At 49.3% G+C, this 14,527-nt stretch carries 13 protein-coding genes; 7 read left to right on the forward strand and 6 right to left on the reverse strand.

Features of this window, described 5'->3' with window-relative positions; translation table 11 throughout:
• Positions 1-13: 13 nt before the first annotated feature.
• The 3 genes from dhaM to dhaK are packed head-to-tail and all read right to left on the reverse strand — an operon-like array spanning position 14 to position 2,140.
• Positions 14-421 (reverse strand): dihydroxyacetone kinase phosphoryl donor subunit DhaM, encoded by a 408-nt coding sequence (dhaM, locus tag ACWA50_RS05710; protein ID WP_431050621.1) that lies wholly within the window; start codon positions 419-421, stop codon positions 14-16.
• Positions 421-1,056 (reverse strand): dihydroxyacetone kinase subunit DhaL, encoded by a 636-nt coding sequence (gene dhaL / locus ACWA50_RS05715; RefSeq protein WP_431050623.1) that lies wholly within the window; start codon positions 1,054-1,056, stop codon positions 421-423. The genes dhaM and dhaL overlap by 1 nt, the downstream gene beginning before the upstream one ends.
• A gap of 13 nt (positions 1,057-1,069) precedes the next feature.
• Complete coding sequence (gene dhaK / locus ACWA50_RS05720; protein WP_431050625.1) at positions 1,070-2,140, reverse strand: dihydroxyacetone kinase subunit DhaK; 1,071 nt, start codon at positions 2,138-2,140, stop codon at positions 1,070-1,072.
• 412 nt (positions 2,141-2,552) lie between these two features.
• On the opposite strand from dhaK, the gene ilvG reads away from it, so the two are divergent.
• The 5 genes from ilvG to ACWA50_RS05745 all read left to right on the forward strand — a co-directional run bounded on the left by ilvG (position 2,553) and on the right by ACWA50_RS05745 (position 10,252).
• Positions 2,553-4,220, forward strand: coding sequence for an acetolactate synthase 2 catalytic subunit (gene ilvG, locus ACWA50_RS05725; RefSeq protein ID WP_431050627.1), 1,668 nt, complete (start codon positions 2,553-2,555; stop codon positions 4,218-4,220).
• Positions 4,221-4,256: 36 nt separating this feature from the next.
• Positions 4,257-4,481: an acetolactate synthase 2 small subunit gene (gene ilvM, locus ACWA50_RS05730; RefSeq protein ID WP_431050629.1), complete on the forward strand. Its 225-nt coding sequence runs from the start codon at positions 4,257-4,259 to the stop codon at positions 4,479-4,481.
• Between the two features lie 180 nt (positions 4,482-4,661).
• Positions 4,662-6,503, forward strand: a complete 1,842-nt coding sequence (gene ilvD, locus ACWA50_RS05735; protein ID WP_431050631.1) for a dihydroxy-acid dehydratase — start codon at positions 4,662-4,664, stop codon at positions 6,501-6,503.
• 12 nt (positions 6,504-6,515) lie between these two features.
• Positions 6,516-8,048 carry a threonine ammonia-lyase, biosynthetic gene (gene ilvA, locus ACWA50_RS05740; protein ID WP_431050633.1) on the forward strand — a complete coding sequence of 511 codons (1,533 nt, stop codon included), beginning with the start codon at positions 6,516-6,518 and terminating at the stop codon, positions 8,046-8,048.
• A gap of 194 nt (positions 8,049-8,242) precedes the next feature.
• Entirely contained in the window at positions 8,243-10,252 is a 2,010-nt protein-coding gene (locus ACWA50_RS05745; protein ID WP_431054300.1) for a BCCT family transporter, read from the forward strand.
• Positions 10,253-10,332: 80 nt separating this feature from the next.
• Here ACWA50_RS05745 and ACWA50_RS05750 read toward each other — a convergent pair whose 3' ends face one another.
• The 3 genes from ACWA50_RS05750 to ACWA50_RS05760 all read right to left on the reverse strand — a co-directional run bounded on the left by ACWA50_RS05750 (position 10,333) and on the right by ACWA50_RS05760 (position 12,547).
• Complete coding sequence (locus ACWA50_RS05750) at positions 10,333-11,178, reverse strand: DUF1700 domain-containing protein (RefSeq protein WP_431050635.1); 846 nt, start codon at positions 11,176-11,178, stop codon at positions 10,333-10,335.
• The gene (locus tag ACWA50_RS05755) at positions 11,175-11,510 is read right to left on the reverse strand and encodes a PadR family transcriptional regulator (protein ID WP_431050637.1); all 336 of its coding nucleotides are present in this window, start codon (positions 11,508-11,510) and stop codon (positions 11,175-11,177) included. The genes ACWA50_RS05750 and ACWA50_RS05755 overlap by 4 nt, the downstream gene beginning before the upstream one ends.
• Before the next feature lie 248 nt (positions 11,511-11,758).
• Complete coding sequence (locus ACWA50_RS05760) at positions 11,759-12,547, reverse strand: DUF4198 domain-containing protein (RefSeq protein WP_431050639.1); 789 nt, start codon at positions 12,545-12,547, stop codon at positions 11,759-11,761.
• 165 nt (positions 12,548-12,712) lie between these two features.
• On the opposite strand from ACWA50_RS05760, the gene ACWA50_RS05765 reads away from it, so the two are divergent.
• A complete protein-coding gene (locus ACWA50_RS05765) occupies positions 12,713-12,952 on the forward strand; it encodes a transferrin-binding protein-like solute binding protein (RefSeq protein WP_449343122.1) in 240 nt (79 codons plus the stop codon).
• A 74-nt stretch (positions 12,953-13,026) separates the two neighbouring features.
• On the forward strand, positions 13,027-14,493 hold the full coding sequence (locus ACWA50_RS05770; RefSeq protein WP_431050641.1) for a surface lipoprotein assembly modifier: 1,467 nt from the start codon (positions 13,027-13,029) through the stop codon (positions 14,491-14,493).
• The last annotated feature ends 34 nt before the right edge of the window (positions 14,494-14,527 follow it).

The raw sequence follows: 14,527 nt of genomic DNA on the forward strand, positions 1-14,527 counted from the left end.
ACAGATCACAGGATTAACTTAATTGTGCTAATTTGGCTTCTAAGGCTAAGCAAGCCTCCTGTTCGACAGCCGCTAACGGATCACCACCGGAGGCGGCAACAACCGCGCCGATTGCCCCTTCTACTAACGGCGCGGCACTGATGGTTACGTTAGCCGCCATTTCCGCTTCAAGCAGTTCAAGTGCGGTTTGCGTGCTTAAAATGGCACTGCCCAAATCGACTAAAACCAACACGCCGTCCGGGCTATATACCCTTTCAATGGCCTGCATAATTTTTACCGCGTCGGTACCAATCGGATTGTGCGGATCGTCAATACCGGCGGCAAGGGCAATTTGACAGTTATCGGCACGCATTTGTAGCGCCAGTTCATACAACCCCTCGGCTAACTTTGCACTATGGGAAACAAAAACCAAATTAACCATTATGCCTCCTGCGTTGCCTGTAGCAGCCCTTGTAATAAATACATGACTGAAGTTGCACCGGGATCTTGGTGTCCGATACTACGCTCGTTTAAGTAGCTGGCGCGTCCTTTTTTCGCTTTCATCGGAATGGTTGCTGCTACCGCACTTTCGGCACAACTCAGCGCCTGTTGCAAGGCTGTGTGCAACGGAAGTTGCTGTTGCACACTGTCAGTCAATGTTTGCAGCACGGGCAGCCAAACATCGCACATGGTTTTATCGCCGGCTTCGGCTCGCCCTCGTGCCACAATGCCATTCACGCCCGCTTGTAAGAGGTGTTGCAGCTGAGCTAGATCGAGTTCGTTTTTGCCGACCGCACTTTGTGCCGCTTTTAAAAAAAACGTGCCAAACAGCGGGCCGCTTGCGCCGCCGACACTGGAAAGCAGCGTCATGCCGGTTGTTTTGAGAATGCCGGAAATGTCTTGTTCCGCAAGTTCCGGCAGTTTTTCCGCGACTTTGGCGAAGCCTCGTTGCATATTTAATCCGTGATCGGCATCGCCGATCGCGGTATCCAACTCAGTGAGGTAATCCCGATGTTGAGTGAATAAGACCGTACAGTTTTGCAACCATTGAAGGATTTGGGGTTGGGTTAACGACATCTTCCTGACCTCACTATGCTTTCCAGCGCAAGCCGGCGGTATTCACCGGTGCGTCCCACAACGACAGTAAATTGTCGTCTACTTTTAACAGGGTGATAGACACGCCTTGCATATCTAATGACGTACAATAAGAACCGACGAGATTGCGTTCAATTTGAATACCGAACCGCTCGCAGCATTGGCTTAAGCGCTGATACACGCCGTACAGTTCTGACAGCGGCACGGCACCTAAATTATTGACCAATGCAATCACTCGATCGCCGCGCTGTAAGGCGGATTTTGTTTCTTGCACCTCTTGCCAGACCGCACTTTCACTCTCCCAGTGGCGAATGGCGCGGCTGAAGTTGCCATTTTCGATTAAGGTTGCAAACATCTGATCAACGGTTTGGTTTAAGTCAACGAACGGACGGCGTTCGATCCCCGGTTCGCCATGAATCCCGACGCCGAATTCCATTTCATTTTCAGCCAGGGTGAAAGAGGGTTTGCCCGCGGCGGGCACGGTGCAAGCGGCAAGCGCCACCCCAATCGAATGCCCCGCATTATTTAATCTCCTGCCCAATTCCGCCAGTTGGGATAACGAGTAGCCCTGTTCGGCAGCGGCGCCGAGAATTTTTTCGATCAACACGGTATTCGCAACGCCGCGTCGCCCGGCGGTATAAAGACTGTCTTTGACGGCTACGTCATCGTCAATTAATACGCTTGCCACTTGGATTCCGCTGTCGTGTAAAATTTCGGCGGCGGTTTCGAAATTCAGCACATCGCCGGTATAATTTTTAATGAGCAATAAGACGCCGTTACCGCTATCGACAGCAGTCGCACACTCGATAATTTGATCCGGTGTCGGTGAGGTGAAGATTTCCCCCGGGCAGGCGCCATCAAGCATACCGACGCCGACAAAACCGGCGTGCATGGGCTCATGACCGCTGCCGCCACCGGAAATTACGGCGACTTTGCCGGCGACAGGGCTGTCGGCACGGCAAACGTATAGCGGGTCGCGGTGTAATTTTAGATTCGGATTCGAGCCAATCAAGCCGGAAATTTGTTCGCTTAAGACGTTTTCAACACTATTTATCCACTTTTTCATGTTTTTTCCTTGTGTTATCGAACATGGATTGGGTTTTACTGTATGCAATTATGCTTGATAAGTCTGTAACCTGGCTCACAAATTTAAAAAAATAGCGTGAAAATCGGTCAAAATAAATGACGCGGAAAATGAAAAAACAGTTTGAAGCGCAAGCAAAATATGGTATTTATGTAAGCACGGACGAAGAAATTTAACACAACTTGGTTTTTATTTGTCAATGATGTTTGTTAGCCACCTTATTATTCGCATTATTCTCAGTGCGGTGATTATTATCACCGACGGCGAGCGGTGCGACTAATTTGCAACAGAACCAGGCTGTAAATCAGTGAAACCCTCGCCAAATGTGGTGGGGGTTTTTTGTTATACGAAAAATAGCACAGTCAATAACAGCAAAGTGCGGTATGAGGGACACATGAACGGAGCGAGATTAGTTACCGAAAGTTTGAAGGCGCATCAGGTCGATGTGATTTTTGGCTATCCCGGCGGGGCGATTATGCCGGTGTATGATGCGATTTACGACTCGGGTTTGGATCATCTGCTCTGTCGCAATGAACAAGGGGCGGCGATGGCGGCGATTGGCTATGCCCGTGCGGGTAAAAAGGTCGGGGTGTGTATCGCCACTTCTGGGCCGGGCGCCACCAATCTGATCACCGGTTTGGCCGACGCATTGTTGGATTCCGTGCCGATTGTGGCGATCACCGGACAGGTGGCAAGCCCGTTTATCGGCACTGACGCGTTTCAGGAAATCGATGTGTTGGGCTTATCCTTAGCCTGTACCAAACAGAGTTTTATCGTGCAAAATATCGACGAACTGCCGCTGATTTTGGCGCAAGCGTTTCATGTGGCACAAAGCGGTCGTCCCGGCCCGGTGTTGGTCGATATTCCAAAAGATGTGCAATTTGCCCCAACTGCCGCGCAACCGATAGTGTTACCGCTGGAGAACGCCCCGGCGCAGCAGGCGCAGAACCTGCAACAAGCCAAAACCTTATTACAACAAGCTAAGCGTCCGGTGTTGTATATCGGCGGCGGCGTCGGCATGGCAAGTGCGGTTCCGGCACTGCGCCGTTTCTTGCAAGCGACCCGAATTCCGTCGGTTTCGACCATTAAAGGCTTGGGCGCAATTGCTGCCGATACCCCGTATTATATGGGCATGGTCGGCATGCACGGCACCAAAGCCGCGAATTATGCGGTGCAGGAAAGTGATTTGTTGGTGGTGTTCGGCGCGCGCTTTGATGATCGCGTCACCGGCAAACTGGACAGTTTTGCCCCGCACGCCAAAGTGATTCACGCCGATATCGATGTGGCGGAAATCAATAAATTACGCCGGGCGGACGTGGTGTTGCGCGGCGATTTATCACAGGCGTTTGATGTGCTGGCAACCGCACTTTCGATCGACGATTGGCAGCAGGATATTCAACGCTTAATCACCGATTTTCCGTTTGTTTATCCGAGTAATGACGGACAAGACAGCATTCACCCGTGGACATTGTTAAACACCTTATCGGCAATGAAGCCGCAAAGTGCGGTGATTACCACTGATGTCGGACAGCACCAAATGTGGTCGGCGCAGCACATGGCACATCATCAGCCGGAAAATTATCTCACTTCCGCCGGTCTCGGCACCATGGGCTTCGGTTTGCCGGCGGCGGTCGGCGCACAAAAAGCCCGTCCGCAGGATTGCGTGATTTTGGTCAGCGGCGACGGTTCGTTTATGATGAACGTGCAGGAGCTGGGCTCAATTAAACGCGGCAAGCTGCCGATTAAAATTTTACTGTTGGATAACCAACGGTTAGGCATGGTGCGCCAGTGGCAATCACTGTTTTTCAAGGGGCGCCACAGCGAAACGATTTTGGACGATAATCCGGATTTCGTGACCTTGGCGGCGGCGTTCGGCATTCAAGGCGAGCGGATCGAACACGGACATCAAGTACAAGCGGCATTACAACGCTTGCTGGACAGCGAAGGGGCGTATTTGTTGCACGTCTGTATCGATGCCGATGAAAACGTCTGGCCGCTGGTGCCGCCGGGCGCAAGCAACGAAGCTATGCTTGATGAAATCAGCGAAGATATTGGCGTTTAAGTGCAAAGTGCGGTTCGAATTAACAAGGGATAACAAATGAAAACATATCAATTAAGCCTACAAGCCCAATGGCGGCCGGAAACCTTAGAGCGCGTGCTGCGCGTGGTGCGCCATCGCGGTTATCGCCTGAATGAATTACATATGACGTCAAGCCGCGAACAAATCAGCTTGAATTTCAGCGTCAGCAGCGAGCGCCCGATTGAGGCGTTGGTCAGCCAGTTAAGCAAGTTGTTTGATGTACAGACGGTTGTGGTTTTATAAAGTAAAAGTGCGGTCGAGCCATTAGTGAGGCAAAGCAGGGGCGGGTGAAATATCCGCCTGCTTACGAAGTGCAATATAAGCGTTAAACGTCAACGGAAAAATACAAAGTGCGGTTCGGGCGGATATCTCATTCGCCCCTACAATCATACAAAATCGAGTGATTAAACAGAGGAAAACAAAATGCCTAAATTACGTTCCGCGACCAGCACCCAAGGTCGCAATATGGCAGGGGCGCGTGCGTTGTGGCGTGCGACCGGAGTGAAAGATCAGGATTTCGGCAAACCGATTATTGCGGTGGTCAATTCCTTTACCCAATTTGTGCCCGGTCATGTGCATTTGAAAGACATGGGGCAATTGGTGGCGCGCGAAATCGAGGCGCACGGCGGCATTGCCAAAGAGTTCAACACCATTGCGGTCGATGACGGCATTGCGATGGGACACGGCGGCATGCTGTATTCGTTGCCGTCGCGCGAGCTGATCGCCGATTCGGTCGAGTATATGGTGAATGCCCATTGTGCCGATGCGATGGTGTGTATTTCCAACTGCGACAAAATCACCCCGGGCATGTTAATGGCGGCATTGCGCCTGAATATTCCGGCGATTTTCGTCTCCGGCGGGCCGATGGAAGCCGGTAAAACCAAATTATCCGATCAGTTGATTAAATTGGATTTGGTCGATGCGATGATTCAAAGTGCCGATCCGAATGTCAGCGACGCCGACAGCGAAGCGATTGAACGTTCCGCCTGCCCGACTTGCGGCTCGTGTTCCGGCATGTTCACCGCCAACTCGATGAACTGCCTGACCGAAGCGCTGGGCTTGAGCTTGCCGGGCAACGGTTCCTGTTTGGCGACCCATGCGGATCGGAAACAGCTGTTCCTGCAAGCCGGGACGCAAATTTTAGAGCTGTGCAAACGCTACTACGAACAAGATGACGACAGCGTATTGCCGCGTTCGATTGCGACCAAAGCGGCATTTGACAACGCCATGAGCCTTGATATTGCCATGGGCGGTTCGACCAACACCGTGTTGCATTTATTGGCGGCGGCGCAGGAAGCGGAAGTGGATTTCAGCATGGATGACATTGACCGCTTATCGCGTATCGTGCCGTGCCTGAGTAAAGTCGCACCGAACACCAATAAATATCACATGGAAGACGTACACCGTGCCGGCGGCGTAATGGGGATTTTGGGCGAGTTAGATCGTGCCGGCTTGCTGAATAACCAAACCCGCACCGTGTTGGGCTACTCTATGTTAGAGCAGTTAGATCGCTACGATATTATCCGCACCGATGATGAAAAAGTGCGGTCATTCTTCCGCGCCGGCCCAGCCGGAATCCGCACCACCCAAGCCTTCTCACAGGATTGCCGTTGGGACAGTGTAGATGACGACCGCACTTCCGGTTGTATCCGCAATAAAGCCAACGCCTACAGTCAAGACGGCGGGCTGGCGATGTTGTCGGGCAATTTGGCGGAAAACGGCTGTATCGTCAAAACCGCAGGCGTGGACGAATCGATCTTGAAATTCCAAGGCAAGGCGAAAGTGTTTGAAAGCCAAGATGACGCAGTTGCCGCAATTTTGGGCGGCAAAATCGTTGCCGGTGATGTGGTGGTGATTCGCTACGAAGGGCCGAAAGGCGGGCCGGGCATGCAAGAAATGTTGTACCCGACCAGTTACCTGAAATCGATGGGCTTGGGCAAAGCCTGTGCGTTGCTGACCGACGGGCGTTTTTCCGGCGGCACATCCGGTTTATCGATCGGGCACGTTTCGCCGGAAGCGGCGAACGGCGGCACAATCGGTTTGGTGCAGGACGGCGATGTGATCTCGATTGATATTCCAAACCGTAAAATCGCATTGTTGGTGGACGACAGCGTATTAAGTGCGCGCCGTGCCGAGCAGGAAAAGTTGGGCTGGAAACCGAAAAACCGCCAACGCCAAGTATCGCTGGCGCTGAAAGCCTATGCGATGTTGGCGACCAGTGCCGATAAAGGCGCGGTGCGTGATCGCAGTAAATTACAGGACTAAGTGAGCGAACTGATGACTATTTCCGCACAACCGAACGGCAATGAATACCTGCGCGCGGTGCTGACCTCGAACATTTATGATGTGGTCGAAGTGACGCCGTTGCAGAAAATGGAAAAATTGTCGCAACGCTTTGACAATAACATTTATATTAAGCGCGAAGACCGCCAGCCGGTGAACAGCTTCAAAATTCGTGGCGCATACGCGATGATCACCGGTCTGAGCGAGGCGCAAAAAGCCGCCGGGGTGATTGCCGCCTCGGCAGGCAACCACGCGCAAGGAGTGGCGTTATCGGCGCAAAAATTGGGCTTGAAGGCACTGATCGTCATGCCGCAAAATACGCCGTCGATCAAAGTCGAGGCGGTGCGCGGTTTCGGCGGCGAAGTGCTGTTGCACGGCGCAAATTTTGACGAAGCCAAAGCCAAGGCGATTGAGCTGTCGCACAGCAAAAACATGACTTTTATTCCGCCGTTCGATCACCCTGCGGTGATCGCCGGACAAGGCTCGTTGGCAATGGAATTGATTCAACAATCGCAACACATCGATCGCATTTTTGTGCCGGTCGGCGGTGGCGGTTTAGCCGCCGGGGTAGCGGTGCTGATCAAACAATTAATGCCGAACGTGAAAGTGATCGGGGTAGAATCGAAAGATTCCGCCTGTTTACAAGCCGCGCTTGCCGCTGGTGAACCGGTTGATTTGGATCGGGTCGGGTTGTTTGCCGACGGGGTGGCGGTGAAACGGATTGGCGACGAAACGTTCCGTGTCTGCCAACAATATTTGGACGAGGTGATCACCGTTGACAGTGATGAAATTTGTGCCGCAGTGAAAGATATTTTTGAAAATGTGCGCGCCATTTCCGAGCCGTCGGGGGCGCTGTCACTTGCCGGGCTGAAAAAATACGTGAAGTTGCATAAAATTCAAGGCGAAACCCTGCTGAATATTTTGTCCGGCGCCAACTTGAATTTCCACAGTCTGCGCTATGTGTCGGAACGTTGCGAAATCGGCGAAAAACACGAAGCCTTGTTGGCGGTGACGATTCCGGAACAAAAAGGCAGTTTCTTGAAATTCTGCCACTTGTTGGGGAATCGTGCGGTCACTGAATTTAGCTACCGTTATGCCGACAACCAGCAAGCCTGTATTTTTGTCGGGGTGCGGGTCACTGGCGGTGAAGCGGAGAAACAGGAGATTATCAGTCAACTGCGGGTTAACGGCTATGATGTGCAAGATCTGTCCGACGATGAGGTGGCGAAAACCCATATCCGCTATATGATCGGCGGCCGCAGCGCCAGTTCGCAGCGCGAGCGGCTCTACAGCTTCGTCTTTCCTGAACAAAAAGGCGCACTGGTCAAATTTCTGCAAACGTTGGGTACGCAATGGAATATTTCCCTGTTCCACTACCGCAACCACGGCGCGGACTACGGCGATATTCTCTGTGCTTTCCAATTGAGCGAAGCCACCGAGCAGGTGTTTAACCACCATTTGCAAGCCTTGGGTTATGCCTATCAGGATATTACCGATTCGGATTCGTATCAGTATTTTCTTAAATAAGATTAATTTCACCACAAAACGAACCTGCTGAATTAAGCAGGTTTTTTATGCTTTTCATATCTGTCATTCTCTTCGTTTATTCCTTTTTATGATTAAAATTTGATTTATTTATTCCAATAAATTATTATAAGTGCGGTTTTTATTCTGATAAGTAAAATTGAAGAATGGTTTTTAATCTTACCTAAGGGGTTAACATTTTGTTTTCTTTATTAAAAAAGCGGTCAACGTTCAGTTTGCCGGTTTTTATTCCAAGTTTTTTATTTGTATTGCTGATTGCCGTCGCCTGTATTGCGTTTCCGCAAGTGATACAACAATGGTTGAATACGGCAAAAAATTATGCGTTTGACTATTTCAGCTGGTTTTACATTCTGTCGGTCAGCTGTTTTATCCTGTTTTTACTGTTGCTGGCGATGAGCAGTTTGGGCGATATTCGCTTGGGCAGTGATGATGAGGAAGCGGAATATCCGTTTTTATCTTGGATTGCCATGTTGTTCGCCGCCGGCATGGGCGTCGGCTTGATGTATTTCGGTGTGGCGGAGCCGTTAATGCATTCAATCGCACCGATTACCGCCGATAATCCGCAAAAAGACGCGATGTTATACACTTTTTATCATTGGGGGGTGCACCCGTGGGCGATTTACGGCACGATTGCATTGGCACTGGCTTACTTCGGTTTCCGTTACCGTATGCCGCTGTCGATCCGCTCGGCGTTCTATCCGTTATTACGCGATAAAATCCACGGCGTGTACGGGCATATTATTGACGCCTTGGCGCTGATCGCCACCCTGTTCGGGATCATCACTACGCTGGGGTACGGCTCGTCACAGCTGAACGCCGGTTTGCAGGCGGTGGGTATTTTGAGCGAAAACAGCTTTTTCAGTAACTCGATGGTGATTATCGTGGTGGTCAGTATTGCGGTGCTGTCGGCGATTTCCGGCGTGGGTAAAGGCGTGCGTCGCCTGAGTGAAATCAATTTGGGATTAGCGTTGACGCTGATGTTATTCGTGCTGTTTAGTGGTTCAACCATTTATCTGCTATCGGTTTTTTCGGAAAATATCGGTTATTACCTGAGTAATTTAGTCGAAATCAGTTTCCGCACGTTTAGTTATGATCCGCAGCACACCGACTGGTTCAGCGGTTGGACGGTGTTGTATTGGGCGTGGTGGTTCTCGTGGGCACCGTTTGTCGGTTTGTTTATCGCCCGAATCTCACGCGGCAGAACCATTCGTGAGTTTATTCTCGGCGTGCTGATTATTCCTTCCACCTTTAATTTGTTGTGGTTTACGATTTTCGGCGACAGCGCTATTTTGCAAGATGCCCGGCATAACGGGGCATTGAGTGCGCTGACCTCGGCGCCGGAAACCCTGCTGTTTGCCTTTTTAGACTATTTCCCGCTGCCGACCTTGAGCGGCTTGCTGGCGCTGTTGATTCTGTCGCTGTTCTTTATTACTTCGGCGGATTCGGGGATCTTTGTATTAAACAATATTGCGTCCAACGGTAAAATCGCCGATATGCCGAAGTGGCAAAGCGTGTTGTGGGGTGTGATTATGATTATCCTCTCAATCGGTTTGCTCAATTCCGGCGGTTTGGGGGCGGTGCAGGCGATGACGCTGGTGGTGGCGTTGCCGTTTGCCGTGATTACGGTGCTGATGTGTTTTAGTTTGCTGCAAGGCTTGCGGGTGGATAAAAATTATTTCAACACCCGTTTGAACCAATCTACCGTATTTTGGAGCGGCAACAAATGGAAAAAACGCTTGGGACAGATTTTGAAACAGACCCAAGAAGCGGATATTCAACAATTTTTAGCGCAAGTGGTCAAACCGGCGTTTAGCCAATTGCGTGACGAATTGGTCAATAAACATCAGCTACAGGTGGAAATCAACGAAACGGATGAACCGCAACGCAGTGTCGAATTGGTGATCCATAAAGGCGTTATGCGTGATTTTATTTACGGGGTGATGATTCAGCGCACCGATACCGCACTTTCGATGCAGGAAGAGCAGAGCGTGCCGAGTATGCAGCATGAACAGGTATTTGAGCCGGTGACCTATTTTGGTGACGGACGGATTGGTTACGATGTGCAATATATGACCACGGAAGAGCTGATCGCCGATGTGTTGAAACAGTATCAGCGTTATTTGGTGCTGCTGAACAGCGAGGCTAATGAACTGATGGTGCAGGCGCCGCTGGAACCAACGGTATAAGCTGTTGGTTCAGCCTCATTTTACTAATATAAAGAAGCGATAAGGTGTTCGCCCTATCGCTTTTTTATTTGTGATGACGCTTAGGGCATAAATTGTTTTCGGGTGGTTTGTGTCCATTGCAAATGTTTTTTCCAAAAACTCAACAGACGATTCATGGCGCGGCGCGTTAACCAAAAACCGAATAATCCGACGAAGGTAGTCAACAACCCTATAAATAGTTGTGACCAGAAACCGGGTTTGCGTATGTCTGAAATATGAATTGATTCGCCTTCATTATTTTGACCGTAAATTTTAGCGATAGAACCATCGGCTTTTTTCTCGATGGTGAATGTTTCCCCGTCCTTCTGGGTATAGATGGTTACTGAGCCATCACTGCCTCGTTCTAATTTGAATGCCTGGTTGTCTTTGCCTTTGATGTCGATATTGGGAGGTTGAGGGCCGATTGATGTGGTGTCAATCAACACTGGACCGATACCGCTCGTGTTCAAATGGTAGGCATTGAGCTGCGGAAAGCCAAAAAGTTGTTGGCTTAGCAAGGCGAGAGTGAAAACGGTGCCGAGCACAGCCAAAATGCCGAAACCAACGCTTAATAGGGTGGTGATGACCATACCAATTAATACAGGCAGGCTAACACCAATATTAACCAGACCCAAACTGGCATTGACCGATAACACATACCATAGGTTTTTAAAGGATTTCTTTTGTTGCCATTGTTCGATGTATTGGTTTGCCAAGAGTTCTTTGGCAATGATGTGCGGATCGCCCAGTCCTGCAATGATATCCGCCTCGGAACGCCCGTTTGCCAAACCTTCGGCAAAGTGACTGCGGTAATCATTGAGTATGTCGTCACATTCGACTGATGAGAGATGTTTTAATTCTTGTTGCAGTTGGGCTAAGAATTCTTTTTGGTTAGTGATTTTAGTCATGATGGATCTCCTGTGTGGCTTGGCGCTTGGTTAAGGAAATGATTCACACTATTGGCAAAATCTTGCCATTGGGATTGCATGGATTGAAGTTCGGTTTTACCTAAATCTGTCAGGCGGTAAAATTTACGCGCAGGTCCTTCGGATGATTCTTGCAAGTAGGTATCGACCCATTGTTGATTTTGCAAACGGCGCATCAGCGGATAAATCGTACCTTCGCTGATGGGTAAGTATTTTCCGAGGGTTTGCACCATATCGTAGGCATAGCTGTCTTGTTGTTTGAGCAGTGCGAGTACGCACATCTCCAATACTCCTTTGCGTAGTTGTGTTTGCATGCTGAACCTTATTTTGAAATACCGATGGTTAAAGCATATAGCAATATACCTTGCAATGCAAGATACTAAAAAATTATTTTGTGTTGAGACAATATCAACATCAACACTATTTACTTTTGCTCAACAGTGAAGCCAATAAATTGATGGTGCAAGAACTGCTCGAGTCGGCGTAATGGAAGCAAAGTGCGGTTGAAACAGCGGCAGAAATCTTTTTCTGCCGCTGTTTTAGTTGGCGTGACTTTACTATCTTATTTGACTAAGAAAGTATAAGTACTATACATTTTTTTCTTCTGGCACACTTTTTGATCCGGGAATTCGGCTTCATGGCTGGTTTTCAGTTTCCAGTTGCCTTGTAATGCCGGAATAAAATTCATGATTCCTTTCTTATCGGTTTTGCCGGAAAAGGCTTGCGGCTCACGATGATCCATCACCGCGTCCCAATCCAATTTGGTCAGAGTGTCGGTGGTGCCGATAATGGTTGCGCCTTTCACCGGTTCACCGTTATACAACACTTGCACCGGCACTACTTGCATTGGTTTGATTTGGCTTGGATCAACCAACGGCACGATTTCCAGCTCTAACCCGACCGGTTTTTGTGCAAAATCAGTCACTTTGCTATCCAAATTAAAATAGGTGGTGGCATACATGCTGGATTGCTCACAGTAATTTGCATCAGGCACTTCGTTCATACTTTGCATTTTCCAACCGTCGGCATTTTTTGACCAGAAGGTCGGGCGATAGGTTGAACTGATTTTATATTCGCCTGCGTTCAAGGCTTGCGGGCTGACGTAGTGGTAGTTTTCTCCCTGCTGTTGCAGCGCTTCGGTTTTACTTGGGGTAACCAGTTGCAATGGCGGGAAAATGTGCAGGCGTTTTTCCGGAATCGGATCGCCGGCAGGGAAATTATCGCCGTAGCCCAACACCGCCAGTAACGGCTTTCCTTGTTCGGCATTTTGCGCATACACCCACAGATCATGGGCTTGGGTTAATGAACTGGCGGATAAGGCACAAAGTGCGGTCAACATAACTTTTTTCATCAATTTATCCTCTTCAATTATCAATCATGTCAATTGTTGATTCTCATTTACTGAGCTGTAAATGAGAATTGATTGCGATACTAGCATATTTTTATGACAGAACAATGACAAATTTGTAAAGCAATGAAATAAATTTTCAGAACTAAAGAGATAACTAAAAAAGTATTGAGTCAAGGATCGTCGTATGACGGACTGATTATAGTCGATTCAACAATATCCGACGGCGCTTTTAACGGAACCGGGGTTATTAACTTTAACGAAGAAGATAAAAAAGAGTGGGGCATAGGAGAAAATCAGGTTAAAGCCCCTCTCACCGGTGCTTTCTTCGGTGAGCATGCGAAAGAAATTGCCGGTGAGGCGCATAACGGTAAATGGGGGGTGGTGTTTGCCGCCGGGAAGCAATAAAAATAGCGTCAGTTAAAAAATAGCTTATAATCGGGGCTGTCTAATTTAGATAGCCCTATTTGTTGAGAAGAAAAATGAAAAAAAACCGTTCTTTTTATATGTTTTCCACGCTGACGTTAGCGTTATCAAGCGGTTTAAGTGCGGTTGCCTATGCCGAAACCGTCACCCCCGAACAGTTGTCACGCATGGATCTGCCGGACGAGAAGATCCAAGTGGCGAAACCTGACTTGCCTAAACCGAAGGTGCAAGTGCCGGATAACCAATCGGCACAATCGGTCAGCATGACCAAAGAACAACTGGCGCAATATCCGGAATTGATCACGCGTGCGTTGATTCCGGCAGTTATGCAGAATCATACCGAGGGCGTGCTGTTACTGTTGCCGTTGTATCAACGCCAAGCAAGCCAAGATCCGTTTTTGCTGACTTGGGCAAGTGCGGTGGCGGCGCGTGCCGAGGGCGATTATGCGCAAGCGATTCGATTATACCGCCAACTGTTCGCGCAAAACCCGAACCTTATCCCGTTGCGTTACCAATTGGCACAGAGTCTGTTTTTAAATAACGATAATGAGGCGGCAAAAGATCAGTTTGAAAAGCTACGCAGCGAGCCGTTGGCACCGGACTTTTTGGCGCATATCAATCAATATTTGACCGCACTTAATAAACGCGATCAATGGTCATTCCAAGGCGGCTTGAGTTATTTAAACGAACCGAATGTCAATAATGCCCCGAAAGCCGGCACAAAGATCGGAGAGTGGAGCGCATGGCAAAAGGAGGCGGCGGAGGGGGTAAGTTATAATCTGAGTGCCGATAAAAAATGGTCGCTGCAAGACGGCTTTTTTGCCAAATTCAGCTTATCGGGTTACGGGCGTTATTATTGGGATAACAAAAAATATAATGAATTGAACGGACGTATCAGTGCGGGTTTGGGGTATCAAACGGCGCAAACCGAAATCAGCTTAATGCCGTTCACTGAACGGCGCTGGTACGGCGGCGGTTCTTCGGGCAGCGATTCGTTAAAGCAGTTTTCCCAAAATTCAGGGCTGCGTTTTGATCTCAGCCATTGGCTTGCGCCGCGTTGGCAGATTTCAACCGCACTTGAATATGGCGAACAGCGTTATGTCAGCCGTAAGCACCTAAACGGTAACAATTATTTATGGTCGAATACGCTGTTATTTATGCCAAACAGCAGTCAATACTGGTTTGTCGGGGCGGATTACAACCGTGATAATGCGCGCGATAAAAGCGACGCTTATACGCGGATTGGAACGCGGATCGGTTGGGGACAAGAGTGGTCGTGGGGCATTTCCAGCCGTGTGGCGTTGAATTATGCCGTACGCCGTTACAAGGCAAATACGCCGATTTTCAATCAATTACAGAAAAACAAAGAGTACGGCGCGCAAGCCAGCTTATGGCACCGCGATTGGCATATTTGGGGCGCCACCCCGCGTATTACCTGGGCTTACACCAAAGTGGACAGCAACAATGCGTTTTACCGCTACGATAAAAGCCGGGTGTATTTGGAAGTGAGTAAACGGTTTTAGACCGCACTTGCTGCCGGGTTTACAAATAGTCGTG

This window comes from Testudinibacter sp. P17/SS/0325, from assembly GCF_053570765.1.